This window comes from Xenorhabdus thuongxuanensis (assembly GCF_001908095.1).
In the GTDB taxonomy this organism is placed as follows: Bacteria; Pseudomonadota; Gammaproteobacteria; order Enterobacterales; family Enterobacteriaceae; genus Xenorhabdus; species Xenorhabdus thuongxuanensis.
In genome coordinates this window covers 1-285 of sequence record NZ_MKGR01000126.1, presented here as the reverse complement: position 1 = coordinate 285, position 285 = coordinate 1, and the positions used below count along the sequence as shown (strand labels likewise).

The 285-nt window shown below is 46.0% G+C and carries 1 pseudogene; it reads right to left on the bottom strand.

The window, feature by feature from the left end:
- Nucleotides 1-83: 83 nt before the first annotated feature.
- Nucleotides 84-285, bottom strand: a pseudogene (locus Xentx_RS18345) (phage tail protein); the annotation flags it as partial.

The following is a 285-nucleotide window of genomic DNA, read 5'->3' as shown; positions in this document are numbered from 1 at the left end:
GGCATGATGGTGAGGTCTGGTTGTTTTTTGGCGAAAGTAATTATACCAAATCATCATGCTGTCTAATAATCCCTCACAAAACATCAACACGCCCTAGCATTATTATTTGCTGCATTTGCCAAAGATTGCACGAAGGCTGTCGTTGCAATCTGGGTGTTATTAGCATCCTGTGCCGGTGTTGGCGCAGTCGGTGTTCCTGTGAATACAGGGCTGGCTTTGGGTGCATATTGAGGATGTGGATCTTTAGCTTCGGTATGCTCCTTCAGCTCACTCTCGTTTTGTTCC